Source organism: Marvinbryantia formatexigens DSM 14469 (assembly GCF_025148285.1).
Classification (GTDB): domain Bacteria; phylum Bacillota; class Clostridia; order Lachnospirales; family Lachnospiraceae; genus Marvinbryantia; species Marvinbryantia formatexigens.
In genome coordinates this window covers 2,985,225-3,010,451 of sequence record NZ_CP102268.1, presented here as the reverse complement: position 1 = coordinate 3,010,451, position 25,227 = coordinate 2,985,225, and the positions used below count along the sequence as shown (strand labels likewise).

28 protein-coding genes and 1 pseudogene are annotated in these 25,227 nt (G+C 44.8%); 11 read left to right on the top strand and 18 right to left on the bottom strand.

What is annotated here, in order from left to right; genetic code table 11:
• Window positions 1–364 precede the first annotated feature (364 nt).
• A complete protein-coding gene (locus NQ534_RS14100; RefSeq protein ID WP_006863705.1) occupies window positions 365–676 on the top strand; it encodes an LPD11 domain-containing protein in 312 nt (103 codons plus the stop codon).
• Window positions 677–708: 32 nt separating this feature from the next.
• A complete protein-coding gene (locus NQ534_RS14095) occupies window positions 709–2,067 on the top strand; it encodes an ATP-binding protein (protein WP_040784822.1) in 1,359 nt (452 codons plus the stop codon).
• Between the two features lie 77 nt (window positions 2,068–2,144).
• On the opposite strand, the gene NQ534_RS14090 is transcribed toward NQ534_RS14095, so the two are convergent.
• The 9 genes from NQ534_RS14090 to NQ534_RS14050 form a co-directional block, all read right to left on the bottom strand.
• A complete protein-coding gene (locus NQ534_RS14090) occupies window positions 2,145–2,600 on the bottom strand; it encodes a tyrosine-type recombinase/integrase (protein WP_006863703.1) in 456 nt (151 codons plus the stop codon).
• 8 nt (window positions 2,601–2,608) lie between these two features.
• Window positions 2,609–2,929: a hypothetical protein gene (locus tag NQ534_RS14085; protein ID WP_006863702.1), complete on the bottom strand. Its 321-nt coding sequence runs from the start codon at window positions 2,927–2,929 to the stop codon at window positions 2,609–2,611.
• A 46-nt stretch (window positions 2,930–2,975) separates the two neighbouring features.
• Complete coding sequence (locus NQ534_RS14080; protein ID WP_006863701.1) at window positions 2,976–3,197, bottom strand: DUF5348 domain-containing protein; 222 nt, start codon at window positions 3,195–3,197, stop codon at window positions 2,976–2,978.
• 47 nt (window positions 3,198–3,244) lie between these two features.
• Complete coding sequence (locus tag NQ534_RS14075; protein ID WP_040784820.1) at window positions 3,245–3,904, bottom strand: recombinase family protein; 660 nt, start codon at window positions 3,902–3,904, stop codon at window positions 3,245–3,247.
• A 240-nt stretch (window positions 3,905–4,144) separates the two neighbouring features.
• A complete protein-coding gene (locus NQ534_RS14070; RefSeq protein WP_006863699.1) occupies window positions 4,145–4,570 on the bottom strand; it encodes a winged helix-turn-helix domain-containing protein in 426 nt (141 codons plus the stop codon).
• Between the two features lie 22 nt (window positions 4,571–4,592).
• Complete coding sequence (locus NQ534_RS14065) at window positions 4,593–5,927, bottom strand: ATP-dependent nuclease (protein WP_006863698.1); 1,335 nt, start codon at window positions 5,925–5,927, stop codon at window positions 4,593–4,595.
• A gap of 12 nt (window positions 5,928–5,939) precedes the next feature.
• Window positions 5,940–6,887 carry a hypothetical protein gene (locus NQ534_RS14060; RefSeq protein WP_006863697.1) on the bottom strand — a complete coding sequence of 316 codons (948 nt, stop codon included), beginning with the start codon at window positions 6,885–6,887 and terminating at the stop codon, window positions 5,940–5,942.
• Complete coding sequence (locus tag NQ534_RS14055) at window positions 6,884–9,085, bottom strand: efflux RND transporter permease subunit (RefSeq protein WP_006863696.1); 2,202 nt, start codon at window positions 9,083–9,085, stop codon at window positions 6,884–6,886. Before NQ534_RS14055 ends, NQ534_RS14060 begins: the two co-directional genes overlap by 4 nt.
• Before the next feature lies 1 nt (window position 9,086).
• On the bottom strand, window positions 9,087–9,317 hold the full coding sequence (locus NQ534_RS14050; protein WP_040784818.1) for a hypothetical protein: 231 nt from the start codon (window positions 9,315–9,317) through the stop codon (window positions 9,087–9,089).
• A gap of 262 nt (window positions 9,318–9,579) precedes the next feature.
• Between NQ534_RS14050 and NQ534_RS14045 the strand changes: the two genes are divergently transcribed.
• A complete protein-coding gene (locus NQ534_RS14045) occupies window positions 9,580–10,260 on the top strand; it encodes a response regulator transcription factor (RefSeq protein WP_006863694.1) in 681 nt (226 codons plus the stop codon).
• 43 nt (window positions 10,261–10,303) lie between these two features.
• Window positions 10,304–11,326 (top strand): sensor histidine kinase, encoded by a 1,023-nt coding sequence (locus NQ534_RS14040; RefSeq protein ID WP_176944211.1) that lies wholly within the window; start codon window positions 10,304–10,306, stop codon window positions 11,324–11,326.
• Window positions 11,327–11,490: 164 nt separating this feature from the next.
• Here NQ534_RS14040 and NQ534_RS14035 read toward each other — a convergent pair whose 3' ends face one another.
• The 4 genes and pseudogenes from NQ534_RS14035 to NQ534_RS14020 form a co-directional block, all read right to left on the bottom strand.
• A complete protein-coding gene (locus tag NQ534_RS14035) occupies window positions 11,491–11,976 on the bottom strand; it encodes a glycoside hydrolase family 3 N-terminal domain-containing protein (RefSeq protein WP_006863691.1) in 486 nt (161 codons plus the stop codon).
• A gap of 68 nt (window positions 11,977–12,044) precedes the next feature.
• Window positions 12,045–12,984, bottom strand: a pseudogene (locus NQ534_RS14030) (relaxase/mobilization nuclease domain-containing protein); the annotation flags it as partial.
• Window positions 12,945–13,274: a plasmid mobilization protein gene (locus NQ534_RS14025; RefSeq protein ID WP_040784816.1), complete on the bottom strand. Its 330-nt coding sequence runs from the start codon at window positions 13,272–13,274 to the stop codon at window positions 12,945–12,947. The pseudogene NQ534_RS14030 and the gene NQ534_RS14025, both read right to left, overlap by 40 nt.
• Before the next feature lie 231 nt (window positions 13,275–13,505).
• A complete protein-coding gene (locus NQ534_RS14020; RefSeq protein WP_006863687.1) occupies window positions 13,506–13,859 on the bottom strand; it encodes a helix-turn-helix transcriptional regulator in 354 nt (117 codons plus the stop codon).
• A gap of 160 nt (window positions 13,860–14,019) precedes the next feature.
• On the opposite strand from NQ534_RS14020, the gene NQ534_RS14015 reads away from it, so the two are divergent.
• The 7 genes from NQ534_RS14015 to NQ534_RS13985 all read left to right on the top strand — a co-directional run bounded on the left by NQ534_RS14015 (window position 14,020) and on the right by NQ534_RS13985 (window position 19,854).
• A complete protein-coding gene (locus tag NQ534_RS14015) occupies window positions 14,020–14,202 on the top strand; it encodes a helix-turn-helix domain-containing protein (protein WP_006863686.1) in 183 nt (60 codons plus the stop codon).
• Between the two features lie 42 nt (window positions 14,203–14,244).
• Window positions 14,245–14,916 (top strand): response regulator transcription factor, encoded by a 672-nt coding sequence (locus NQ534_RS14010; protein WP_006863685.1) that lies wholly within the window; start codon window positions 14,245–14,247, stop codon window positions 14,914–14,916.
• Complete coding sequence (locus tag NQ534_RS14005; RefSeq protein ID WP_050778371.1) at window positions 14,900–16,303, top strand: HAMP domain-containing sensor histidine kinase; 1,404 nt, start codon at window positions 14,900–14,902, stop codon at window positions 16,301–16,303. Before NQ534_RS14010 ends, NQ534_RS14005 begins: the two co-directional genes overlap by 17 nt.
• A 142-nt stretch (window positions 16,304–16,445) precedes the next feature.
• The gene (locus NQ534_RS14000; protein ID WP_006863683.1) at window positions 16,446–17,231 is read left to right on the top strand and encodes a hypothetical protein; all 786 of its coding nucleotides are present in this window, start codon (window positions 16,446–16,448) and stop codon (window positions 17,229–17,231) included.
• A 277-nt stretch (window positions 17,232–17,508) separates the two neighbouring features.
• Window positions 17,509–17,970, top strand: coding sequence for an IS200/IS605 family transposase (gene tnpA / locus NQ534_RS13995; protein ID WP_006862666.1), 462 nt, complete (start codon window positions 17,509–17,511; stop codon window positions 17,968–17,970).
• A gap of 638 nt (window positions 17,971–18,608) precedes the next feature.
• Window positions 18,609–18,785 (top strand): hypothetical protein, encoded by a 177-nt coding sequence (locus tag NQ534_RS13990; RefSeq protein WP_006860138.1) that lies wholly within the window; start codon window positions 18,609–18,611, stop codon window positions 18,783–18,785.
• A 430-nt stretch (window positions 18,786–19,215) separates the two neighbouring features.
• Complete coding sequence (locus NQ534_RS13985) at window positions 19,216–19,854, top strand: helix-turn-helix domain-containing protein (protein ID WP_006860137.1); 639 nt, start codon at window positions 19,216–19,218, stop codon at window positions 19,852–19,854.
• A gap of 41 nt (window positions 19,855–19,895) precedes the next feature.
• On the opposite strand, the gene NQ534_RS13980 is transcribed toward NQ534_RS13985, so the two are convergent.
• From NQ534_RS13980 to NQ534_RS13960, 5 genes are all read right to left on the bottom strand, one after another.
• Window positions 19,896–20,471, bottom strand: coding sequence for a hypothetical protein (locus tag NQ534_RS13980; RefSeq protein WP_242655294.1), 576 nt, complete (start codon window positions 20,469–20,471; stop codon window positions 19,896–19,898).
• A complete protein-coding gene (locus tag NQ534_RS13975; RefSeq protein WP_006860135.1) occupies window positions 20,407–21,549 on the bottom strand; it encodes a HAMP domain-containing sensor histidine kinase in 1,143 nt (380 codons plus the stop codon). The genes NQ534_RS13980 and NQ534_RS13975 overlap by 65 nt, the downstream gene beginning before the upstream one ends.
• A complete protein-coding gene (locus tag NQ534_RS13970; RefSeq protein WP_040781329.1) occupies window positions 21,546–22,217 on the bottom strand; it encodes a response regulator transcription factor in 672 nt (223 codons plus the stop codon). The genes NQ534_RS13975 and NQ534_RS13970 overlap by 4 nt, the downstream gene beginning before the upstream one ends.
• 87 nt (window positions 22,218–22,304) lie before the next feature.
• On the bottom strand, window positions 22,305–22,538 hold the full coding sequence (locus NQ534_RS13965) for a hypothetical protein (protein ID WP_006860133.1): 234 nt from the start codon (window positions 22,536–22,538) through the stop codon (window positions 22,305–22,307).
• Window positions 22,539–22,702: 164 nt separating this feature from the next.
• The gene (locus NQ534_RS13960; protein ID WP_006860132.1) at window positions 22,703–25,093 is read right to left on the bottom strand and encodes a glycoside hydrolase family 3 N-terminal domain-containing protein; all 2,391 of its coding nucleotides are present in this window, start codon (window positions 25,091–25,093) and stop codon (window positions 22,703–22,705) included.
• Between the last annotated feature and the right edge of the window lie 134 nt (window positions 25,094–25,227).

The following is a 25,227-nucleotide window of genomic DNA, read 5'->3' as shown; positions in this document are numbered from 1 at the left end:
ACAGGTAGCGGCTCCTTCCGTTATCATCTTTGTACAGAAAACCGCCTCATTTTCATGGCAGTACCTTCAAGGCAAGAGAATGTGAGCAAAAATAAGATTTGTACAATTACTTTTACCAAGACAGTATATGACGATATTCAACTCCAATCCTAAGAATAAAATAGCACACGTATGAAAGGTGGATTATATGAACTCAACACAGAAAGGTACAACAACGTTAATTTTGGAATATATCGGTATGGACGATTTTTCCTGCCCTACTTATAAAGACCAGTTTGGACATTTATGAAAAGACATTGATCTGGGGAACTATGATACTCCCAGTCTGTATTCTGTAAGCACCAATGAACTTGATGGGGAACCGATGTCCCCAATCAGACAGAAATATTCTTTCCGGTCTGCTCCATTTCGCAGGGATAAAAATGAATTCCAATACATGCTGTTAAGCAGGATGCAATCGGATTGCGAATACTACCTCGGATATGGAAATAAAAATCCAAGGATTCTCTCTGATAATCCACAGGGACATCTGAACCGTATGAAAGAATTGTGGAGCGATCTTCCCATAGATGGAAAACCTGAATGGCTGACATGGACTCAAATTCTGGAATATGAAAAGAAAATATGCAGAGAAAATCGGATTTCTACTATAAGGACACCCGATTCTTTGATATAATAAGCATACGCAGGAAAGAAAGGAGCCTTTCTATGTATCTGAAACGATTTACCTATGACCGGCTTCTGGACTGGAAAAATGAAAACGGCCATAGTACACTGGAAGTCGGCGGTGCGCGCCAGGTAGGCAAGACCTATCTGATCAATAAATTCGCCGATGAACATTATAAACATAAGATATATATCAATCTGTTTGAACTGAGCGGCAGGCAGTTTCTGGAATGTTATAAGCAGGCAACGGACTGGAAGCCGGGAACCCGGCGCCCGGAGCATCCGCTCATGGATGCCTTCCGGCTTTATGAACCGGATTTTGAAGATTCGGATGATACCGTGATCATCATTGATGAGATACAGGAATCTTCCGAGCTTTATAACCGGATCCGGGAGTTTACGAGACAGTTTCGGTCACACTTTATTGTCACCGGAAGCTATCTGGGGCGCATCTACGATCCGGATTTCCGCTACTCCAGCGGCGACGTGACAAAGCTGACCATTTATACCCTCTCCTTTGAGGAATTTTTGCTGGCTTATGATAACAGCCTTTATGCAAAGTACCAAACGCTGAGTTTCACATCCTCCGATTCTTTCGTTTTTGATGAACTCAAAAAGGTTTATGACATCTATTGCCAGGTTGGGGGATATCCAAAGGCGGTAGAAGCCTATCTGGAGAACAAAGATATTCTGCAGGCCCAGGGAGAACTGGTAAAAATCATTGATACCTTTACCAATGAATCCATCCGGTATTTTACCGATATTCTGGATACCAGAGTATTTACCCAGATTTTCTATTCCATCTGCAGGATTTTAAACCGGGAAAAGAAAGGTCTTACGGAGGACAGCATCAGCGAGGAGCTGCAGAAGCTGGTAACAAGGGACTATTCCAGTAATATTTCCAAAGCGACCTGCAACCGTGCCATAAGCTGGCTCTACTTCTCCGGTATCATTGGTTTCTGCGCCAAGATCACGGAAATGGATATCCTGGATTTCAAAGCGGCAAGCCGCTGCTATTTCATGGATGTGGGACTAGCGAACTATTACCTGACGCGTACCGGCACAGATCCCCGCGTCCTGACAGGCACGCTGAATGAAAATTTCGTGTATATCAATCTGAAAAAACGCCAGGATTTCCCGCAAGAGATATCCTTTGAGACACCGGCATTTGCAACCTACCGGGGCGGTGAGATTGACTTTGTGGTACAGAGCCTCCAGTCATCCACCCGCTATCTGGTGGAAGTCAAATCCGGGAAAGGGACTGCCGGGACTGCCCTGAAAGCGCTGGAACATGGCAAGGCACAAAAACTGCTTTACCTGAAAAGCGATACAAAAGGGGGAATGGATGGTAAAATCGAAACCTTCCCGATTTACATGCTGGAACGCTATTCGTTCAACTAAATCTGACGCTTTAAATAACCGGGCCATCTGCATGAATGCAGGTGGCTCTTTTCATTGCATAAAGAAACTGCCCGGTTTTAATCCCGGACAGCCTTCCTGTTCATTTTCCCCATAGCATTCCACCAGTCAATTTTCTTTCGGAGATTCCGCATAATATGCAGGTTAAACCGCTTGTCAGTACGGTACCTTTTGATCTTTGCCAGATAATAGCTATGGGATCTTGTAAAATATCTTTTCCTGCCACCTTCCACGGCTCTGGCAATCTGCTCTGTCCTGCGGGAAATCCGGAAAACTCCCATAGATTTCTCCGCTTCTTTATAAAATTTCCAATATTTCATCGGCAGATATACCTTCCTATGTACAATGTCCTCCGGTCTGAGGGAATATACTTCCCTGCTGCGCAGGCCGGTTTCCATTAATATCCGGAGAAAAAGCACCGTTTCCAGGTCCCGTTTCCTAAGCAGCTTGTCTAAAATAATCCGGTACTGCCCTGTTATCTCCGACTGTTTCATTTCATATTCTATATCAATCACCTGTCCTTCTAAACAACCGCCTTTACGGTCTGCCGGGTTTGATACGGTTCCATAAATCTGCCCGCCAGCTTCATAAAATTATCTTTTCCGGAATGCCTTAAATAATATTCCCATAATTCCTTATGGATTTCATCCGCCCGGATGCCTGTACATTCTGTCTCCAGCATTTTTACAAACGGATAAATCATGGTTGCGTACATATTCTTTCTGGATCTTACCAGTTCCCCTTCCATTTCATAAGCCTCGTACAAGCATTCCAGTATAATCCCCACGTCCGTCACTGCTTTTAATGTCGGTTTCTCGTATTTCTTTTTCGGTGCTGATACCATTTTTCTGTTCCTCCTGCAAAATAATCATTCTGCCCTTACCCCTTTTTTAGATCCGGACTCTCAATCCATCCAGCCTGGCATGGGGCAGCCCTACCAGATACCAGTCGTCCGCCATTTCAATCCGTACTGGAATCCAGGCATCCTTTACCCTCACATCAAAACATTCTCCGCAATGCAATCCTCCATAAAAAGAAGCAAGTCCAAACCGGATATTGTACCGGTCGCATGCCCTGTCATAAAATAAGTTTCCTTCACGCATAGTTGCCATGATGTTCCTCCCTTGATATAAGTTTTTCTATATAAGTAATAGTGACATCATCTATCAGTTTGCAAAATATCCGGAAAATTTTCCAAACATTTCTTTCGATAACGGTAAAAAGTCGCATGGGACAGTCCTAATTCATTCCGCAACTCTGTCGGCGTAATCTCCCCTGATGCCACCCTGGCAAATGCCTGATTAAATTCGTCCTGTCCAATCGCAGCGGGGCGTCCATAATCGTCCCATTCTCCCCGCTGCTTTTTCATGGCGATTCCCTCCCGCTGACGTTTTTCCTTCTTTTCCAGCTCTGCTTGCGCCATAGAAGCATAAAGCTCCAGCATCATGTTATTGATGGTTTCCATCATCAATTTTGCAAGGGAATTATCCATCTTAGACAGATCCATTAACGTAGTCGGCAGCTCCAGTACCATAAGCCGCACCCCCATATCCCGGAAACGCTGGATCTGCTTCATGGTATCACGCTTGCTTCTTCCAAGACGATCCAGTTCCGTCACAATCAATGTATCTCCTGGGCGAAGCACGTCCTCAACCAATACCGTGTACCGGGGCCGGTTAAAATTCTTTCCAGTCTGCTGATCTGTAAAGATGCTGATAAGGTTAAGCTGATGCTCCTTACAATACGTTTTGATTTCTTCAATCCCCCGGTCCAAATGCTGCTCTTTCGTACTCGTCCTGTGGTAGCCATACACATTCATCCACATTTCCTCCCGAAAATATCCCAAAATGTCCACATTCCTGCTGATATATCCCCAAAATCCCTGTGCATACTTTTTGAAACAAAAAGCTCCCCGATTTTATACCGTATTGAAAAGTGTACTTTTTGATATATGCTATTTAAAATATCTTATACGGAGCAATATCCAAAAGCGCAACTCATCTAAATACTCCTGGAAACTATAGTTGCATATTTTAAGCATAAAAAATCCCAGAAGATGTTACTCCTCTGGGATTGTAAATTTGTACCCTATGCCTCGGACAGTCTGTATATACTTTGGATTTCCTGGATCTGCCTCTATTTTCTTCCTTAGCCCACGAATCAAACAATAAATACTATTATCTATATTTTCCGTCTGCACATCTTCATAGAGTTCTTCATAAATCTGCTTCTTTGTAAATACCCATCCGGGATGCCTTGCCATATATGTAAGCGTATGGAATTCCGGATAAGTCATATTAACAGGGGTATGGTTTAAGTATACTGTTTTTTCTTTCAGAGAAATTTCCAATCCAGGAAAGGCAAGACTTGATTCAGGGAAATGCAATGAATGGTCTATTTCCCCTGAATCAGACAATGTATCCATAATCTTTTCGAATGCACATTCTTCAGAATCCGAAAAAGTCAGGACAATCATTTTCCCCATGCTATTTTCCTTTTACATCTTACTAATCTTTTTCGTCTAGGCGATATATGGTTGTTCCTTTCCCTTCATTTTCCACACAGTATACCTTTTCCTTCAGTTCCTCCAGCATATACGGGGAATGCGTTGTATAAACGATCTGGTATTTCGCAGATAAATCCTTCATAAAATCTACCAGGTCGCGCTGGGCTGTTGCATGGAGATGCATCCCCGGTTCATCTAAAAGCAGGATGTATGGCACTTCTTCATATTCCCGGATTGCCTTAAACCACACCCAGAAAGAAAAGAACCAGTTGAAGCCTTTACTCCTGTTTTCCAATGGGAGTGAAATCATGGACTGCACATCCCTGATCCGAATCTCCAGCCAGTTTGTATACCGGGGCTCTGCCTTTTCTTTTTTCCCGAACAGGAAGAACCTGCGTTTTTTCTCCGGCTGTGCCTCCGGCAGTTCTTCCCGGACGATCTCAAACTCAATCCGCAGGTTCCGGTTGGCGGACCAGTATTTCAGCAGCTCTTCATTCAGCCTTCCCTGGGCAGTCTCCAGTTCAGACTTATAATTTTCAAAGCACCCGCCGTGGACTACCTGATCCACGTCAATGTCCGCCAGCATCAGGAATGCTTTTGCTGTCCGCTCCTGCGGTGTTAATTCTTCTTCGTTCTGCAGCCTGTCCAGGGAGATCCGTGAGGGCAGCATATAGCACTCATCGTAATACATAAACTTAGGTAGATTTGGCAACAGATAAGTGCGGTATACATACTCATTCAGCGGGTTTGCCCATCTATGTGGATTCCGGAAGAATTTTTCTATATTCCGGAGGGCGTTCTTTTCCTCCATGCTGCAGCTTGGCGCTTCCTGTTTGTAGAACTCCTGGAAGGCTTCCTTTGTCCGGATGGATGCGAGAAGCCTGCGGTATCGTTCCAGACAGGGTTCCTTCCGGGAGACATAAGTTTCCCAGAACTCATAAAGGTCGTAATCGAACCCGCTTTCCACAACCTGGTGCCTGCCCCTGTAATCCGTAATTCTGGAAAATTGGCTGCTTTTTGCCTCTAACAGCATCTCCTTCTGGATCTGCTCCAGCAGAAGCTCCGATACCTGGTACGTTGCCGTTACGGCGAGCGGCGTCGTCTCCTGGCTGTCCAGTATTTTCTTCCTCCGCCTCGGATAATCCGGGAGCGGGTCGTAACAGAATTTTTTATCCTCCCGGTCAAAATAACGGGATTTCGCCAGTGCTTCCAGTATATTCGTTTTCCCGGCTTCATTTTTTCCCATGAGCACGGTAATATCGCTTTCCACATCCATATCCAGTGCATTTTCAATACTTTTATACTGATGGATCCTTACCTTCGTTAATCTTATCATTGATCATCCACCTCACTCAAACAGGCTTTTCACCTTCTCCAGGAAGCTTATTTTTTCTTCAATCACCTTGGTTGCCACAGGGTCGGGAATCTTGACGCCGGGGGCGGATATTGCAAACACAATATGGTCCGTATGTTTATTCTCCGCAGAGGTAAAAGATAACGTCTGCTGACTGCCCTCGTCCGCCGTTTCCGCATTTTCAGCGTTCTCAGCATTCTCATCCTGTGCCACGACCGCCCCTGTCGGGACGCCGGCAATGGAGATATCATCCATCTCAAAGTTTTCCACATCTGTTTTTACGGTCAAGTCCGTTTCTGTACCGGGGTTGACGGTAAAGGTAATCTGCTCATTTCCGCCTGCATCTGCAATGGATGCTGCCTCCACGGTCGGCTCCGTCCCCTCTTCCGTGGGAAGGGTGGTCTTTTCCGCCGCTATATTGTCGCACAACTCGGAATCCAGCGTAACCGTTGCCTGAAGCAGGCAGGTATTAAAGAATGCGTCTTCCGTAAAGGACGGGTTTTTCCTGATATGGATCTGCATTTCCAGTTCGCCCTCCGCGCCTTCCAGTTCTTCCCCTTCTACCTGGTCTCCATCCAGCGTGTATACAATTTCAAAGGTCCAGGGCAGCTCCGCCTTCTCAATATTTCCCTGATAGTAAAACTTTCCTTCCTCCGCCTCAAAGGTCTGTTCCTCTTTATCGCTCACAATCTCATCCAGATTGGTAAGGTTATAAACTGCTGCATAATCGCCGTAATCAGAAATCTCTCCGGCTTTTGTCACATCGAAAGAGTTTACCACATATACGCCGTCAACCTGCCCGTCCTGCTCCAGTCTTACATAAATATTCTCATTTTTGGTGTATTCCGCGTTCGTCGCTGCGGATATGGTTACTCCCATGCTGCAAATTACCCCTGCGGTAAGCGCCAGTGCGGTTGCTTTCTTATATCTTTTCTTCATCATTCTTTACCTCCTGTCCAGATATCAGTATCATCAAGATCTTCATACGTTTCTTCCTGCTTCACACCCAGGAAACCGGTTCTGCCTGCAGCTTTTCCCTCACTTTCCGGACGTCTGGAAGCTGCTGCATTTTTTTCATCACCCTTGTAATATTCCATTTCCCACATGGTAACCGGCACACGCTTATCCGTGAAAATCAGCTTGTCCAGTAAGATCAGCAATGCCGGAAGGAAAATATGTACCACCAGCAGCGGAAGCAGTGCGCCTCTGCCGATCAGGATTCCCAGCGCCACTACCATATCATTGGAAGAAACCAGCGCCAGCGCGAATCCGGCAATCGCAAGGATCGAAGCAGACACCAGAACGGACGGTATCACCTCTCCCATGGTCTTTTCCATTGCTTCCTTCGCCCGCCATTTCTTCCTGTTTTCCAGATAATGGTCAGCCAGTAGGATCGCATAATCAATGGTCGCTCCCATCTGTACCGTGCTTACCACCAGATAGCCGAGGTAGATCAGGCTGCTTCCCGCAAAGAACGGGATCGCCATGTTGATCCAGATTGCGATCTTAATCGTCAGGATCAGAATGATCGGCAGGATCCAGGATTTCAGCATGATCAGCAGGATTACATAAATTGCAGCTACCGTTACAATATTTACCAGGGTATTATCCGCCTCTATGGTGTTCTTCATATCGTAGAGGTTTGCGCTCTGCCCGCAGGATAATACATCGTCCCCGTACAGCTCTCTGGCTGAACCTCGTACATTTTCCACCAGGGTAAACGCCTCATCGCATTCATCCGGAAGATCCGAATAGATGATGATTCTCGCATAATGCTCGCCGTAGAAATTTTCCCGGATATCATCCGACAGGTATTCCGGCGGAATCTCTGCCCCCACCTCGGTGGTATAGGACATGACATCCGTCACATGGTCCATCTGCTCAATTTCGTTGCAAAGCACTTTTTCATAATTCCGGTTTGTATTGGGAACCATAAGGACCATTGTATTTGTCTCGCCAAATTCCTCTTTGATTGCAACCGATGCTTCCGTATTTCCCGCGGCATCCCCGGAACCATAGGTAAACTGGTTCTTTCCCTGCCCCAGATAGCAGAATACTGCAAGGACAGCTACCACAAGAAAAATCGGGTTGCGGATTTTTACCGCCACTTTTCCCGCGCCGGTAAAGTCAGGCAGAAACCTTCTGTGGCGGGTCTTATCGATCCACTTATTCAGCAGAAGGATCGCCGCCGGCAGGAAAGTCATACAGGAAACAAAGCTCAGGATCACGCCCTTTACAAGGCTGATCCCCATATCGGGACCGATCTTGAAATCCATCAGGGTCAGGGCGAAAAATCCGAAAATCGTTGTCAGGGCGCTGGCTGCAATGGATTTCATGGAATCCTTCATCGCATACTGCATTGCCGTCGCGTCGTCTTTGCAGGTTTTCCTCCGCTTCGAGAAGCTGGCTGACAGGAATACCGCATAATCCAGGGATACTGCCATCTGCAGCATGGGCGCTACCGCCAGTGTCACATAAGAGATTTCGCCCCGGAAAATTTCCGTTCCCAGGTTGATCAGCACTGCCGCGCCGATCGCCGTCAGATAGATAAACGGTTCCAGCCAGCTTGTGGTGGCAATCATCAGGATCAGGATAATAAGCGGTCCCAGCACACAGATTGCCTTTACCGTCTCTGTGATGGCAAGCCTCTGGGAATCCGCCTGTTCCACAGCATTCCCATTCATCAGGACATCATCGCCGAAGGTTTCCATGATATGGTCCGTAGCCGCCCGCTCCTGCCCGTCAGCGATTGTGACAGAAAACAGGGCATCCCCGTTCCGGTAATAATCATCGATCATATCCTGGTCCTGGACTTCCAGCGGCATTTTTAAGTCAACCACATCGTCCAGCCAGCTTACCTTTTCAATGCCGTCGATTTCTTCAAGCTGCGCCTTTGTCCCCAGCGCCTCTTCTATCGACAGATCCCTGATCAGCACGTTACAGTTTGGAATGGCTTCGCCAAACTCTGTCTCCATAACGTTCAGCGCAACAGTGGAGTTTGCATCCTCCGGCAGGTAATCCGTCATATTGTAGTTGATTTTTACCTGAAAAAAGAGCCAGGTAAAAACAACCGTCAGGAGCAGCACCAGCGCTACAATAAGCCCTTTCTTTTTCACAACAAATTTTGAAACCCCGTTCATCCTACAGTCCCTCCTTCATTTTCCCAAAGGATTCCGCAATCAGATCTGCCATCCGGATTTTTGCTTCCATTTTTTTGCTCTCCATCCCCGGAAATGCTCTTTGCTTTCTCCCTGCCCGGAATTCAGCGGGAGCAGTTATAAAGATACTGCTTGCCAGATGCCCGGCGATCCGCTTTGCAGCCTCATGACCGCCGCTGCCGTATTCTCTGCTGATACAAATAATTCTGTTCATCTTTTACCTCCTTTTTCTGTTCTGCGGGTATGTTATCCCCCGAAAGTAACATCATCGTAAACAGCCAAAATTTTTTTATCCACGCAGGTGGAAATTTTTTCCGTATTTTCTCCAGAATTTTTACGAATAGTTTACCTTTCTTCCGTAAAATACAGTCATTTACTATGAAAGCCCAGTCTCCATGCAGGAGTGCGGTGGGAGTCGTGGGCTTTCCTATATAATCCGCCCGCAAAGCGGGCATACAAAAGGAGGTTTTTCTATTATGGTTACTATATTAATTGCGGAAGATAATGATAATATCCGCCTGCTTATTTCAGAAAGGTTAAGACCTTTCTATACCATCCTTCTCGCATCTGACGGCATGGAAGCCTTAGAGATTCTGGAATCCAGGCATGTCGATCTGCTGCTGACAGATGTCATGATGCCGGGTATGGACGGTTTTGAGTTAATTAAGGAAATCCGCCGGAACGGCTTCAAGCTGCCTGCATTAATCTTAACAGCGAAACAGTCTTTCAACGATAAAAGGATCGGGTTTTCCATCGGGACGGACGACTACATGACAAAACCGGTAAACTATGAAGAACTGCATTGGCGGATCGACGCATTGCTGCGCCGTGCGGATATTACAAATGCACGGAAAATCGTAATTGGGGAAACCGTACTGGACGAAGCAACTTATACTTTAAGTAAAGCTTCCTGCTCCATAGAACTTCCCAAAAAAGAATTTGAATTATTATATAAGCTGCTTTCTTATCCGGGAATCATTTTTACAAAAAGCCAGTTGCTTGACGATATCTGGGGATTTGATTCCGACAGCTCCGAGGATACTGTCAAAACGCACATCAGCAGGCTGCGCAGCCGGGTGTCTGATTTTACGGAATTTCAGATTATCACAATCAAAGGGCTCGGATATAAAGCCGTTTTAGGTGCATCGCATGAATAATCCGGTAAAAAATTTAAAACAACTGATCAGGCAGAATCAAAAATTGAGGAAGCAGCTTCACAGCCTGACAAAATGGATTCTTTTTGAATCTATTACGATTTCCATTGGAGCAACCTGTACATTTCTGTCAGTGCAGACGATTGCTGTCAAATTTTTTGACCACCAGCTTGGCGAAGATCCAATAATTTCTCTTGGTATGCTATTTCCGATGGGCATTCTGGTTGCCACCCTGTCGTTCTCTTTCAGCCTGTATCTGATCCGGTATTTCCTTAAATTGTCCCACGGACTGGCTCAGATTGCTGACGGGGATTATGATACGCTGCTGGATGAAGACCATGCCGGTCCCCTCCGTGAGGTTTACCACGATTTTAACCAGATGGGACGGGAGCTGAAAAGCGTCAGAGCACTAAAAGAGGATTTTACCAATGAATTCTCCCATGAATTTAAAACGCCACTGACGTCCATCAGCGGATTTGCCCATCTGCTCCTGGAACGCGACCTGCCAAAAGAACAGCGGGAAAAATACCTGCAGATTATAGCAAACGAAGCGGACCGCCTCACAGAGCTTACCAAAAACCAGCTTCTCCTTTCCAATCTGGAAACCCAGCAGCTTCCGCCGGATAAAGAGCCCTATTCCCTGGATGAACAGATCCGTACCTGTGTGATCTGCCTTTATCCGCAATGCCAGGAAAAAAATATTGACGTATCCGTGGAACTGTCGCCCATGACCTATTATGGAAATCAGGAACTGATGCAGCATGTATGGCAGAACCTCATAGGCAACGCAGTGAAATACACGCCAGAGCACGGGCGTATCACGATTTCTTCAAAAGAAACGGACTCCGTTTATGAAATATCGGTTTCCGACACCGGAATCGGTATGACAGAAGAGGAAATACAAAAGATTTTTCAGAAATACTATCAGGTAAAGAAAGAGAAATCTTCCAAGGGTCTCGGACTGGGGCTTCCGATTGCAGCCAGAATCGTTGAGTTGTATAACGGCAGAATTTCTGTAAGCAGCATTCCGGGAAAAGGAACTGTTTTCACCGTTTTCCTGACCTTTTAAGCAAATTTAAAAATTGAGCCGCCGGCAGGTATTCATCATACCTTCCGGCGGCTCGTATGTTTCTATATAGACGCATTACTTTTTTACAGCACTGCATTTTCCACAAGTTTCGTAAGGCTTCCTGGATTATCCGGAACAGGACTCGACCGCAGCAGTTTTCCAGTTTATTCCTGTATTTTATATTTGTATACAGTATTTCCTGCTACCATTTCCAGCACTCTTGCCGCACACCGCTTCAGATCGTCCAGCTTTACCAGACCTTCCTCCACACCTCTTTCTAATGCTTCGATCTGATCCGGACGGCCCGGCATGATCAGATTGCACTGTGCCGCCGGGGCTTTTAAAATATCCGCTGTTCTGGCTTTCATACTGTCTCCCCGTTCACATGTGATAGAATCCCAGTCACTCATTACCATGCCTTCAAATCCCCATTCATTCCGCAGAACCTTTACCAGAGTATCATGGTTATTCGTAGCATAAACTCCATTGACCATATTATAGGAAGCCATCACGGTCATTGGCGAAGATTCCTTTACCGCAATCTCAAAGCCTTTCAGATACAGCTCCCGAAGCGTTCTTTCACTCATATTGGAGGAGGATTCATTCCTGTGAAGTTCACAGTTATTTGCCACAAAATGCTTGATGCTCATGCCCTTCCCCGGATGGGACTGCACGCCGCGGACAATGGCAGCCGCCATCTTGCCGGAAACAAGCAGGTCTTGCGGTATGCGTCATAAACGGGCTTTGTCTTTTGATAGGTGGCGACGTGCTTCATCAGCACCGCCATATCCGCAAGCCGTTTTTCAACACTCTTTAATGTGTCTGCCGCCTGTTCGCTTTCCGCTGCCACTTCAAGGGTCCGGCTGACTAAATCCGCATACTGTTCAATCTTATTTTCCGTCAAGAAATTCATGGTCTTAGCTGCCTGTTTCAGATTGTGGATTTTCGCCCAGTGTTCATAACCTTTGCTCTGCGCCGAGGGTTTTAAGGCGGGTACAGCGTTCCTGTCCGGGAGCGCGGCAGGACACATATTTTCCCGGCTTTATCTCATAGCCCGCAGCTTGCAGCCGTTGTAACAATTCCTCAAAACTTGATACTTGGGGAATGAGTGCGTCAACGGCGATTTTCAGCTTACCTTTCCAACTGGTTCCCGTCTTTTCCGCTTGATACTCTGCATAACTCTTTCCCTTGTTTCCTTTTTTCGGGACAACGACGGATAAGCCGTTTTCCCGGCACAGCCTGTCGCTCATGTTCCGTATGCCGTAATAACTGCGCTTATTGGAATTGTATTTGTGGTGGTCTACAAAATTGACCGCGCAGAAAATAATGTGATTATGGACGTGTCCTTTGTCAATGTGCGTCGTCAATACATACTCATACTGCCCCTTTGTTACCGCGTCGGCAAGCTGCTTTCCGATTTTGTGGGCTGTTTCATAATCCACTTCCCCCGGCTCAAAGGACTGTATCAGATGAAAGGCTAAATTGTTCCCCTTTTGGAGAGCCTGCGACAAGGTATATTCAAACTCAATGTCTGCCGTTTCATAGCTGCACCCAAAGGAGGACACAAGCATTTTCCCGTCCGTCTTATCGGGATTTTGGATATAGTCAAGGGCTTTGCTCAACGTGCTTTTAATAGGCTTAATCTTTGTAACCGCCATATCTCATTAAGTACCCCCTTAATTTCCTCTATGTCCTCTTGATAGACGCTGCCCGTACTGTTCACGCGTTTTGCAATCTGATTGACGTTGACACCGATTTTCTGTATCTCCGCTGTCATAGCTTTTATGTCGCTATGGTCTACTTGGATAATGTACCCGTCGATTGCCATTTTCCGCAAATAGGCTTCCATGTTCCGGGTAGGAACGAGCTTCATTTTTTCAAGAATTAAATCCCGTTCCGCTTCTGTTACTCTAAACTTGATTTGTACCGTTCTTTTGCGTCCGTCCATGCTTTCGCTCCTTTCCGTTCCGAGGGTTTGGGACACTTCCCAACAAGCCATTTTCAACCGACGCGCCGCAGCGCAGGAGGGCGAAAATACGGAAGTGGATACCCGCTTCCTATGCTTGCTACGAAAGTTTTTCCTTACTCCCTACTACAACGGAAAGCCCCGTTTTGCCAAACTTACACAAAAGAAAAACGCTGCGATCTCAAAAAGATTACAACGCTTCCTAAAGCCTATTCAATTTTCGTTTTCGACTTCTGCAATTTCTTTCGCCGTTGCGGTAACAATCCGTATGTCCTTATCGCTTATGCTGTCAAGCAGCGTGTCGAGCTGCCGCCTTTGCGTCGATTTTTCCGCTGCCTTATCCAGGAAAAAGAATTGGTCTACGGATATGTCATAACGGGTAACAAGCTCATAAAAGATTTGCAGGCTTGGCTGTTGCCCTTTATTCTCAATATTCGCAAGGTAGCGAGGGGAAATGTTCATTTCGTCGCTTACTTTCTTGCGGCTTTCATTTCTGCCTGTCCGCGCTGCTTTTATGGCTTGCCCGAAAGCTGCAAAGTCATATAAAGGTACTGGTCTTTTTGCCATAATAATTCACCCAACTACATTTTACTGTTCCTTTCTTTGTTTAGATATGTCTACACAGTTCTTATCATTAGCCAAAATAATTCATACTTTGGCACTTGCTATTATACGGCTACCCGTATATAATTATACTGATAGAGTTTGAAGAAAGGACGGGCGAATTATGGAATATATGTCTTGCCCCGAAGCAGCGAAAAAATGGGGCATTTCAGAAAGACGAGTACAGAAACTTTGTGAGGACAATCGAATACCGGGTATTTCAAAAATCGGTTATATGTGGCTGATACCAAAAGACGCGCAGAAACCAAAAGATAAAAGATACAAAAAAATCAAATCTACACAATAGATTCAAATTACCCTGTTACAATTTACAGTTAGGAGGTGCGCCATGAGTAAAATCTTGATTGTTGAGGACGATATATCCATACAGGCACTATTGCATGATTTTATACAAGAAGCCGGACACAGCGTTGTACTGGCTGCTGACGGTGTGGAAGCCCTTGCAAAATATTCTGAACAGACTTTCGACTTGGTACTACTTGATATTATGCTTCCCAAAATAGACGGTTACGGTGTTTGCGAGGTTATCCGGCAAAAATCCAACGTGCCTATTATCATGCTTACAGCACTGGATAACGAAGAAAATCAAATAAAGGGCTTAGACTTGCAAGCTGACGACTATATTACGAAGCCGTTTTCTATGCCAGTTCTATTGCGGAAAATAGCTGCTGTTCTGCGGCGTTCATCAAGGCAAGATGACGTGCCGCAAACTATAAACTATAAGGATTTAACACTGGATTTGGACGGTTACAAAGTTTATAACGGTCAAGAAAGTGTTGACCTTACTCCCCGCGAGTTTGAAATACTGCGAGAATTGCTGACCCACAAAGGCAGGATATTGACACGACAAAATCTGTTGCAAACACTTTGGAAATATGAATTTTTCGGGGAGGAGCGCATTATTGATACGCATATAAAAAACCTACGGAAAAAACTTGGTACTGCTGACTACATAGAAACGATTAGAGGGGTGGGATATAGAATTGATAAAGAGAATTAGAAGTAAATTATCAGTTAAAGTTTTTCTTTTCACTACAATATTGATGATTGCGTGTTCAACAATAACCTGCACTTGTATATATCACTTTGCCCCTTACGTTTACAAATACACGCTTTCTGATATTGAATATCTCATTTATCAGTTTGCAGAAGAATTGTCGGGATATAGTTGTGAAGAAAGCCCTATCTTTTTTGACGTTTGCTCTAATATTCTTTACGAGCAATATGATAACGAGTATAGTTTGCATATTTTTACAAGCTCTGGCGAAGAACTTACACTATCAGATTTAGATATTCCCACAGGAAAAAGAATTGAGGATTTTGATACTTTTCAAAAAACAGAAAGCACTCCTATATATTTTCAAGATGGAACCGAACAATACTTTTTGATTATTGTTCAAAACACAGACAAACAAAGCCAAATAGTAGAAGCACTTAATAAAACTATTCCGATTTTAAGTGTAGTTATTCTTTGCACATCTACTCTTGCTGCATTTTTCTATACATGGTATATGACCGCGCCCATTAAAAAAGTTAGTAAACTTTCAAGGCAAATGGCAGCTATGGATTTCAACGGGTTTTGCCCTACTGGACGTACTGATGAAATAGGTGTGTTGTCTAACAGTCTAAATACACTTTCACAGAAATTGACGACGGCACTTTCTGAATTACAGGCGACTAATCAAAAACTGCAAGCAGATATTGATATGGAAAGACAGCTTGAACAGCAGCGGATAGAGTTTTTTTCAGCGGCTTCCCATGAATTGAAAACGCCTATTACTATTATTAAAGGGCAGCTTCAAGGTATGCTCTATCAAGTAGGACGATATAAAGATAGGGAAACATACCTTGCACAATCCTTAGAAGTTACAAATACTTTGGAAAAAATGGTGCAGGAGCTTTTGACAATTTCCCGTTTAGACACACCGGGATATACCTGTAAAAAATCCGATATTGATTTTAGTAAACTCACAAATGAACGTCTGGCAGCGTATGAAGATTTATTCATGCAAAAAGAACTGACCGTTGAAAAATCCATAATACCGGGGCTTTATGTTTCGGGCGATATTCAGTTGCTTCAAAAGGTAATAGATAACCTTTTAGGAAATGCAGCAACATATTCGGGAGCAGGAAATTATATATCGGTCAAGTTATGGAAAGAATTTGAAAAAGTAAACCTCACGATTGAAAATATAGGCGTACATATCCCGGACGAGGATATTCCAAAATTATTTGAAGCATTTTACAGGGTAGACCATTCACGAAACCGGCAGACGGGCGGCACAGGATTAGGCTTATATATTGTGAAAACAATTCTGGAACTGCATGGGGCAAAAATAAAAATTGCTAATTCTGTTCAAGGTGTTATCGTTTCCATACAGTTTTAGAAAATCCTCACAGGCGGCGAGCTTTTCAGCTTGCCGCCTTTTCTATCTCCACATAAAAAACATATTCAATACAATGTCAATTCAAGTCAAATCGCTATCCTTAAATTGTACCCGGAAAGGGTAACAGAAAGGAGCTTCTACCATGAAAAAATACTTATCAATCATTCTTGCCATTCTTTTAGTTATGAGTGCGCTAACAGGGTGTGCAGGAAAAAACAATCCGACCAAACAAGACAACGCACTCAACACCACAACGACTGATCCGGAAACAGCCCCAGTGAGCGAAAGCTCTAATTCCCTCTCTGTTTCTAATACGTCTGCTGCGTATGAAAAGCTGATTGCGTATAAAACAGATAACTATTCACAGCAAAGTGTAGCTGACTTCAATAATTTATTATTGGATAACAATGATTTTCTTGAACTATTGGAAGCGCACTCTGACGTAATGGCGGCTATTTCTCCAAACGACGATAATTATGATTTTATCATGTTGACGCTTAATGCTTCGCTTAACGAGATTTACTATGAGCAAGTAGAAAAAAATACTGTTTTTAGCCTTAGCGGTTATTTGGACAAGAAAGAGCAGCCTATGAATGTGGAGCCATTACCCGACGAAACTTCTCTTTCTACGGAAGAACAGTCTTATAACTTTCTCTTTTACGCGCTTTATAGCATTAACTATACGCTTCCAGACCCAGCGGCTATAACCGTAGCAGAAAGAGATAGTATATTAAAAGCATTTCGCGCAGAAATGCAACAGTATGTTGACGGTTTAAGCGTAAATGAAATCGTGGATAGTAATATTAAAACATTGCTTTCGGATAAAGCTACTGAACTTGCAAATAGTATGTCCTCTGAAAAGATTAGCCTATCTTATGAAATCAGTAGCATTGAAATCCATAATGCGGGAACAGAAATTACTCAATAATCAGAAGTGATAACACAATTATTATCTGCCGGACGACGGCAAAAGAAAAAAAGCCGTAGTTGAGCAGAAGCATTTTCACGCGCCTTTTAATCGGCGGCTTTGATTTTCAGAGCCGCCGTTTCTTTTATGCGGGGCATCGACCCTGTTGAGTGCGCAAAGCGCACGAAATATCAACCACCCGCTATGCGGGTGCGCGGTGATTGTTATACAAAGAAATCACCTTTACGCCTATAATAGAGGTGTCCAAGCCACTATATAGAAAGGAAAGGTGATTTCAATGGCGAAGAAAGCCAACTCACTTGCACATACAAAGTGGATGTGTAAGTATCATATCGTCTTCACACCAAAGTATAGACGAAAAATGATTTACAATCAATACAAAGAAGACCTAAGAGATATTATAAAACAACTTTGTAATTATAAAGGTGTTGAAATAATAGAAGGTCATCTTATGCCAGACCATATTCATATGCTGGTAAGTATTCCGCCCAAAATAAGTGTATCAAGTTTCATGGGATATTTGAAAGGGAAAAGTGCCCTAATGATGTTTGACCGCCACGCAAATCTGAAATATAAATTTGGGAACAGACATTTTTGGGCAGAAGGATACTATGTCAGCACAGTAGGTCTCAATGAGGACACCATAAAGAAGTACATTCAGGAGCAAGAGAGAGCGGATATTATGATGGATAAATTGAGCGTGAAAGAATATGAGGACCCCTTTAGGGGTAGTCGGTAATACAAACGCCCCTTGAAGGGGCAGCGACGAGTGAAAAGCAAAGTGGCTTGAACGAAGTGAGAGCCAGCGCCTTGAGACGCGGGCCTAGTAACAAAGGCTTATAGCCGAAGCGCGAGCCACCCGTTAGACGGGTGGCAGCGACTTGCCCGACGACCCATAGCTATATAAAACGGCGGCATTAGGAGGTAGCCGCCATGAGCGATAAACCATATCGACGATATTCTACTTTCTTTGACTTACCAAAAAAAGCCCGACCGCCGCCGGGGACACGTTTACCCCTAGATATGAACTGTCAAATCATCTGAATACTGCTTACAATTCCTTTGCGTCTGTCTGCGTCTTGCAGACAGGCGCATTTTGTATTTTCGGGAGGTTTTTTCAAAAAAGTTTCGCTTTCATTCGGCGTTTGAAAAAATCGCCTGTATTATCCCGCGAAAAGGGGAGGTACCGCCACCTTTCAACACGAAAGGAGGTGAGAACATGGAACCTAATCGCGTGGAATTTCAGAAGCAATGTATCTTTCAAAGTTTCTGTAAACGGGTGCTGCACAACGAAGCCTGCAACGCCCATGAGGAAATCCGGCGACGCAGAGCAAAGGAAGACCGCTTGCGGGTATCGGCGTATCGCTTGGGCTGTCTATGAACTTTGAAGCTGTTACCGCCCGTTATGTGGACGTGCGGCTTGAACGCAAAAAAGAAGTCTTAGACGCTTATCATGGGGCGGTCAAACAGGCAGACCCGGCAAAAGCAGAGAAAGCCGAGCCGAAGAAAGCAAAGAGCGCGGCAAAGAAAAAGAGCAGCGATTTAGAGCTTTAACCGCTGTATCTCTTTACCGCTTCTTATATCGTTTTATAGCCCCGCGTGGGATTTGGGCACCATTTGGGCACCATTTACCGAAAAAGCACCACTAATACAGGCGATAAAAGAAACGCCGAGAACGCGCAAAAACATAGAGTTTATGCGGGTTTCCGGCGTTTTCTAATCCCTCAACCGACCTAAAATCATCTTGCGGCAGAGTGAAAAATTCTACTATTTTTTATTTATGTAAGCTTCGCCTCATTGTTTCGGGAGATTTGTCGACTTATCTCTTGATAATCTTATTATATTTATTTACTTTAACAACACAACTTATAAATTATACTTTATGTCAGTTTATTTGCTCTGTTTTTTGTTCTCGTTTAATTTCCTATTGTAAAAGCAAATCAAAAAAGACCGTCATCATGTCTGGCAGACGGAACAGGCCCTGATGCAGATGATCCGGGATGGAAACCTGAATTATAAAACCATTTTCGACCAGGCCAGCACGGTCAGTCATGGCGTTCAGGTTAATTCTGACAATCCTATGCAGCAGATCCAGACTACTTATATCGTATTTATTTCATTATGCGTCCGTGCAGCCATCGAAGGCGGGCTCTCGCCGGATACGGCTTACGCCTTGGGCGATTGCTATATCCAAAGCATTATCGACTGCAGAACAGTCTCTGAGGCTATGGCAATCGGACACACCATGTACGAAGATTTTATCCAGAGAGTCCACAAATATAAATGCAGTCAAAATGTTTCACAGACCATCCAAAGCTGCTGCGACTATATTCAGATGCACATAGAAGATGAACTTCCGCTGCAGAATCTCGCAAAATACTTTGGCTATACAGACTACTATTTTTCAAGAAAGTTTAAAAAAGAAATGGGAGTATCTTACAATGAATATTTAAAAGCTGAGAGAATCCGTCATTCCCAGACTTTATTAAAAACAACGACGCTCAGCCTTCAGGAAATCAGCGCGCAGCTTCATTTTTGCTCCCGTACCTATTTCACGGACGCATTTAAATCCATTACCGGTATCTCCCCTGCTGATTACCGGCAAAAATATAAAAGAAATTAGGGGAAGGGACATCGGCCATGCCAATGTCCCTTCCCCTGATCTCACAATAACCGGTTTCCTTTTTCACAGATCAAATAAATTTCATCATATTTTTCTTCAATCAACCGGTTCATTTTTTCCGTCTGCCTTGCGGCCGTTCTCTTATATATAAAATACGGAAGTATCCAGCCAATAACCCCCGGTATTGCAAAGAGTACGCACAGGAATACGTGGGGCGGCTGTGCTGTTACCGCAAAGGTTGAAGCTGCCATAAACGCAGTTCCCACAATCCCGACCGCCAGGGCATATACGGTCGCCTTAGATGTTTTTTCCTTCTCCAGGGCTTCAATCTCATTCACGCACGCATCAAAATTCCTTTGCAGACGGGTAAGCTCCATCCGGTTCACAATCTTCCGGTTCCGTTTCAGATGCAGGACCACTTTATTCTGAAAATGCAGATTGCACCCTGCATCCGCACGCTCACGGATATTCCCGTCCACCTCCCATCCGAAATTCTCATATCCGTCCATTATAAAGGAAGCCTTATCCTTATCCGTACAGATTTCTTTGTATTCATATCCTACAAATTCCTTCCCCCTGTTTTCCGTACAGGTCATGATACTTTCCCCCATTCCCATTTTCGTGCGCTCCCGCAGCAGGCAGGGTTACAACGAAAGTGCTTCCCTCCCCTTCCCTGCTAAAAACCTGGATATTACCGTCTGACAGTTCCAATACCCGTTTTACCAGCGCCAGACCGATCCCATTTCCTTCTTTTGAATGGGAGGTATCCCCCTGATAAAATTTATCAAAAATGTGTTTTACACTATCCGGGGCCATACCACATCCCGTATCCGTAACAGACACTGTAACCGTTTTTTCATCCGATGTCTGCTTCACGGTAACCATGCCGCCCTTCTCCGTAAATTTAATGGCATTGGACAGAAGATTATTCCATACCAGCTCCAGAAGGCTTTCGTCCGCCTCCACCATGGCAATATCTTCAATTTCTGTCTGCAGTTCCAGCTCTTTGTCATCCCAGGACTCTTCAAACTGAAGGATACACTCACATAGCTGCCGGCACACGTCATATGTTTCCGGATCCGGAACAATCGTCTGGTTTTCCAGCTTATTCAGCTTTAAAATGTTACTGATCAGATTTGACAGCCGCATAGAAGCCTTTTCGATATTTTCCGCATATTCCCTTCTCTGTTCCTCTGTGACGCTTGCTGTCTGCAGCAGCTCTGCATAATTCTTTATGATGGCAATGGGTGTCTTCATTTCGTGGGACACATTGGATACAAAATCCGTTTTCAGTGTTTCGATACTCCCCAGTTCTTCCACCATCTTGTTGAAATCTACAATCATGACATCCAGATAATCCCATTTATCCTGTGTGTGGATCGTGGGGACATACACAGAAAAATCACCGTTTGCAACCTTATCGGTGGCCTCGGCCAGATGATGCAGCGGCTCATCATAGGTATCCTTCATTTTCTTTCTGATAAATAAAGTAAGTCCCACTGCTACGATCCCCCAATAGACCATAGGAATGATTATCTGGACAAGTTCATTCCATCCGACTCTATTACATAAGACAATAAGCCCTGTATGAAGACCTGACATTAGCAGGAGAACCCCTAAATATGTGCCAAAAAGAGAGGGCGGAAAAAGGCTTTCCCGCCTCAGTCCTGACTCTTTCTGATCTGATTTATTCATTTTAAAACCGCCTTATATCCAAGTCCTCTTACGGTTACGATCTTAAATCCGTCGCAGGCCGACAACTTATCCCTGAGTTTCGTCACATAAACGTCAACTGCCCGCAGGCTGGCTTCACTTTCCACACCCCAGAATTCATCCATAAGCTGTGCCCTGGAAAATATCTTTTTCGGATAAGACAACAATTTATAAATGAGATTAAATTCCCTCGCCGTAAGGCTGATTTCTTCCCCGTCAATCTCGGCGCTCATACCGTCTGCATCCAGCAGGAGATTCCCAACCGTAATCTTCCGTTCCATCTCAATATTTGCCCGCCTCAAAAGCGCCCGTACCCGAAGCAACAATTCCGCAAGCTCAATGGGCTTTACCATGTAATCATCGATTCCCAACTGAAATCCTTTCTGCTTGGAGGGCAGGTCGTCTTTTGCGGACATAAAAAGGATCGGTATTGTTGGACTTACCTGCCTGACCGTACCTGCAAATTCAAATCCGTCAATCTCCGGCATCATGATATCGGAAATGATCAGGTCATAGCGGTTATTATACATTTCGTCATAAGCATTCCTGGCATTTAAGCATCCCTTTGCATGAAAACCGCTGTCATTCAGATACGTACAGACAATCTGATTCAGTTTCTCATCATCTTCCACTACAAGTATTTTTATCATTCCGAATCCCTCCTGTATCTGCCCGTTTTTCTTTCCTTTTGATTGCCGGACAGATACTTCCAATAGCATGTTCTGGCAGCAATATCCCTATTGTCTTGCCTTCTGCTCCGCTGCCAGCCGGGTCTTCGCCTCTTCTACTGATTCCCCATCCTTTGTGAGGAAGTTATCAACAAATTTATCCGCCATTTTGTTGAAGCCGCCGACTGCGCTCTCTTCTATTTTTTTATATCCTCCTACGGCACCTTCCTCGATTTTTTTGTAGCCGCCCACAACTTTTTCCGCAATCTTTTCATTTGCTTTTACTAATTTTGATTTTGCCATATTTTAAGTCTCCTTTTTTTACTTTACTATGGATGTTTTTATCATAACAATGATTTGTTTTTGAAATATTTCATTTTTGTTTGAGTATTGTTAATTGTAAATTGCGTGAAGGAAAGGAATATATATTTCTCGCCTGGTTTTTAGGATTTTTTCTATCTTCTGATTCATGCAAGATTCCCTTCCCATGCTTTTGCATAAAATCCCCTGGTTTTTCCTTCAACATACATACTACTTGTGATTTTAAACATTCCTGTCAGACGGATATCTCTCGATGAACTTCCTATTTTGACCGTCATCTCTCCTGCTTCTACAAGCCATCCCATTTTCTGATCCAGGAATGCGAACTGGTCTGTCTTCATTCGGAAAGAAACTCTCTTACTCTCACCAGCTCTCAGAAAAACCCTGTAAAATCCGGCAAGCTCCTGCACCGGACGTATCATACATGCCAGTTCGTCTGTCACATAGAGCTGTACAACTTCTTCGCCATCTCTGGATCCGGAATTTTTCACTGTGCAGGCTACTTCTACGGTTCCATCCGGAGCCGCTTTTTCCTGCACTTTCAGATCAGAATATTCAAAGGTTGTATAGCTGCATCCTTCTCCGAAATAATGCAGCGGTTCTTTTTTGCCCTCCACGTATTTACACAGCACCATGCCTGCTCCGCCGTGATATCCGCTGCCGTTCTTCTGGGAAGAATACATGGGAATCTGTCCTGCATTCCTTACCACCGTCATGGGCAGTCTCCCGGCCGGATTATAATCTCCGAACAGCACATCAGCCAGTGCTCTTCCTCCGGTCTCTCCGGGGAACCAGTTCTCAATAACTGCCGGATAGTTTTCTGAGATGAACTCACTTGACAGTGGTTTTGCATCCATATGCACGTAAACTGCCGGAGTTCCTGCCGCCTGAATCCTTGCTGCCAGTTCCTCCTGCACTCCCGGGAGCCCGATCCTGTCCGTATCAATGCCCTCTCCTGTTGTACAGTTTGATCCCCATCCGTATTTTCCACCGCCGATCAGGAGGACAACATCCGCTTCCCGTGCAGCTTTCTCCGCTGCTTCAAATCCACTTCTGTCATTTCCTGCCACGTCGCAGCCTTTCTCAAATAAAATCTCTGCATCCGGGCATTTCTCCCGGATTGCCTGGAGGATCGTAACTGTCCGGTCTCCCAACGCTTCTCTGAGCCGTTCCTCAATATAAGGAGATGTTCCGCGCACCGTGCTTCCCGGAAGATAAGGCATCTGATAAGGATTCTCTTCCTGTTCTTTTCGGGTATCCTGCATACCCGCCATATCACTCATAGATCCGGATATGTTCCGGTCAAGCACTGCCGGATAAGTATAACATCCAAATAAGAGCCGAAGCGAATCAGCATGGGGACCAATCACAGCAATTCTCTTGATTTTTTTATCAAGAGGAAGGATTCCGTCGTTTTTTACCAGGACAATCGATTCCCTTGCTGCTTTCAGCGCCGCCGAAGCAGTCTTCGCCCTGTCGTATGCCTCTTCGAGGAGCTCTTCTTTCCCATAAGGGTTTTCGAACAGCCCAAGTTTCACCTTCGCCTCGATCACTTTCTGCACAGCCCTATCAAATGCTTTCCTTGCTTCTTTATCCTCCTGAATTGCTTTCAGGATTCCCTCACGATAGCCGTAAGGCGTCGGAAGTTCCGAATCAAGTCCGGCTTTTAAGGCCTGAACTCCGGCCTCTTCCGATGATCCGCTGATCTTCAGATCTGTCATCTTATTGATAGACATATAATCTGAAACAACAACGCCGTCAAACCCCATCTCGTCACGCAGAAGCTTCGTCAGAATCTCCTCCGAACCGATGACCATCTCCCCATCGATCACTCCATAAGAATTCATCATGGAGGCCAGCCCTGCTTCTGTAATAGCTGCCTGGAACGGTTTTGCGTAAACCTCACGGAGTTCCCTTGCAGGAATCTCATTCACCGCCATATTCAGGCCGCCCTCGCTCATGCCATATCCAAGGAAATGCTTTCCTGTCGCAATCACACCGTTTTCCAAATCTTCTGACTGGAGCCCTTTTGTAAAAGCGACGCTCATGGCTGCGCTGAGCGTCGGATCTTCCCCGTAGGTTTCTCCGACCCGACCCCAACGGGGATCTCTCGCTACGTCCATGACTGGAGAAAGTGCCTGCCGCATACCGGTCGATACCATCTGCTTCCGAATAATATCTGCCATTTCTTCCACAATATCCGGATCCCATGTAGCACCAAGTCCTATAGCAGACGGAAATACCGTTCCGTCCGCAGTCATCAGCCCTGTCACTGCTTCGTTATGTCGAAGTGCCGGAATACCACAGTGCTCTTTCACGATATCCTGCTCTTCCCTGGCTGCCGCCGCATTCTCCGCTTTATCATTATCTCCCGGCATTACTGCAATCTCCCCTAACCCGTTCACAAACCGGTGCAGAAGCGCTGATGGGATTTGATTTCCGCAAAACATACAGGTAAGCTGTGCAAGCTTCTGTTCATCAGTAAGGTTCTCAATAATTTCCTGTGCTGTTTTTTTAATCTGTTGTCTATCTTTCATTTCGTTTCCTTTCTTTTTCTCTGCAATGACTTCAGTTTCCTATGGACTCATTTGGGGCAGTTATCAGATATCTGAAGCGTCAGTATCATTAATTCTATATTATCATTGTCTGGCAGATAAACACAATTTTTCCT

Bases quoted from the DNA above. Each gene is read 5' to 3' on its own strand.
- NQ534_RS14100 (WP_006863705.1), top strand. From the start codon at position 365: ATGTCCCCAATCAGACAGAAATATTCTTTCCGGTCTGCTCCATTTCGC.
- NQ534_RS14095 (WP_040784822.1), top strand. From the start codon at position 709: ATGTATCTGAAACGATTTACCTATGACCGGCTTCTGGACTGGAAAAAT.
- NQ534_RS14085 (WP_006863702.1), bottom strand. From the start codon at position 2,929: ATGGTATCAGCACCGAAAAAGAAATACGAGAAACCGACATTAAAAGCA.
- NQ534_RS14080 (WP_006863701.1), bottom strand. From the start codon at position 3,197: ATGGCAACTATGCGTGAAGGAAACTTATTTTATGACAGGGCATGCGAC.
- NQ534_RS14075 (WP_040784820.1), bottom strand. From the start codon at position 3,904: ATGAATGTGTATGGCTACCACAGGACGAGTACGAAAGAGCAGCATTTG.
- NQ534_RS14070 (WP_006863699.1), bottom strand. From the start codon at position 4,570: ATGGGGAAAATGATTGTCCTGACTTTTTCGGATTCTGAAGAATGTGCA.
- NQ534_RS14065 (WP_006863698.1), bottom strand. From the start codon at position 5,927: ATGATAAGATTAACGAAGGTAAGGATCCATCAGTATAAAAGTATTGAA.
- NQ534_RS14060 (WP_006863697.1), bottom strand. From the start codon at position 6,887: ATGATGAAGAAAAGATATAAGAAAGCAACCGCACTGGCGCTTACCGCA.
- NQ534_RS14055 (WP_006863696.1), bottom strand. From the start codon at position 9,085: ATGAACGGGGTTTCAAAATTTGTTGTGAAAAAGAAAGGGCTTATTGTA.
- NQ534_RS14050 (WP_040784818.1), bottom strand. From the start codon at position 9,317: ATGAACAGAATTATTTGTATCAGCAGAGAATACGGCAGCGGCGGTCAT.
- NQ534_RS14045 (WP_006863694.1), top strand. From the start codon at position 9,580: ATGGTTACTATATTAATTGCGGAAGATAATGATAATATCCGCCTGCTT.
- NQ534_RS14035 (WP_006863691.1), bottom strand. From the start codon at position 11,976: ATGAGCATCAAGCATTTTGTGGCAAATAACTGTGAACTTCACAGGAAT.
- NQ534_RS14025 (WP_040784816.1), bottom strand. From the start codon at position 13,274: ATGGACGGACGCAAAAGAACGGTACAAATCAAGTTTAGAGTAACAGAA.
- NQ534_RS14020 (WP_006863687.1), bottom strand. From the start codon at position 13,859: ATGGCAAAAAGACCAGTACCTTTATATGACTTTGCAGCTTTCGGGCAA.
- NQ534_RS14015 (WP_006863686.1), top strand. From the start codon at position 14,020: ATGGAATATATGTCTTGCCCCGAAGCAGCGAAAAAATGGGGCATTTCA.
- NQ534_RS14010 (WP_006863685.1), top strand. From the start codon at position 14,245: ATGAGTAAAATCTTGATTGTTGAGGACGATATATCCATACAGGCACTA.
- NQ534_RS14000 (WP_006863683.1), top strand. From the start codon at position 16,446: ATGAAAAAATACTTATCAATCATTCTTGCCATTCTTTTAGTTATGAGT.
- tnpA (WP_006862666.1), top strand. From the start codon at position 17,509: ATGGCGAAGAAAGCCAACTCACTTGCACATACAAAGTGGATGTGTAAG.
- NQ534_RS13990 (WP_006860138.1), top strand. From the start codon at position 18,609: ATGAACTTTGAAGCTGTTACCGCCCGTTATGTGGACGTGCGGCTTGAA.
- NQ534_RS13985 (WP_006860137.1), top strand. From the start codon at position 19,216: ATGCAGATGATCCGGGATGGAAACCTGAATTATAAAACCATTTTCGAC.
- NQ534_RS13980 (WP_242655294.1), bottom strand. From the start codon at position 20,471: ATGGGAATGGGGGAAAGTATCATGACCTGTACGGAAAACAGGGGGAAG.
- NQ534_RS13975 (WP_006860135.1), bottom strand. From the start codon at position 21,549: ATGAATAAATCAGATCAGAAAGAGTCAGGACTGAGGCGGGAAAGCCTT.
- NQ534_RS13970 (WP_040781329.1), bottom strand. From the start codon at position 22,217: ATGATAAAAATACTTGTAGTGGAAGATGATGAGAAACTGAATCAGATT.
- NQ534_RS13965 (WP_006860133.1), bottom strand. From the start codon at position 22,538: ATGGCAAAATCAAAATTAGTAAAAGCAAATGAAAAGATTGCGGAAAAA.
- NQ534_RS13960 (WP_006860132.1), bottom strand. From the start codon at position 25,093: ATGAAAGATAGACAACAGATTAAAAAAACAGCACAGGAAATTATTGAG.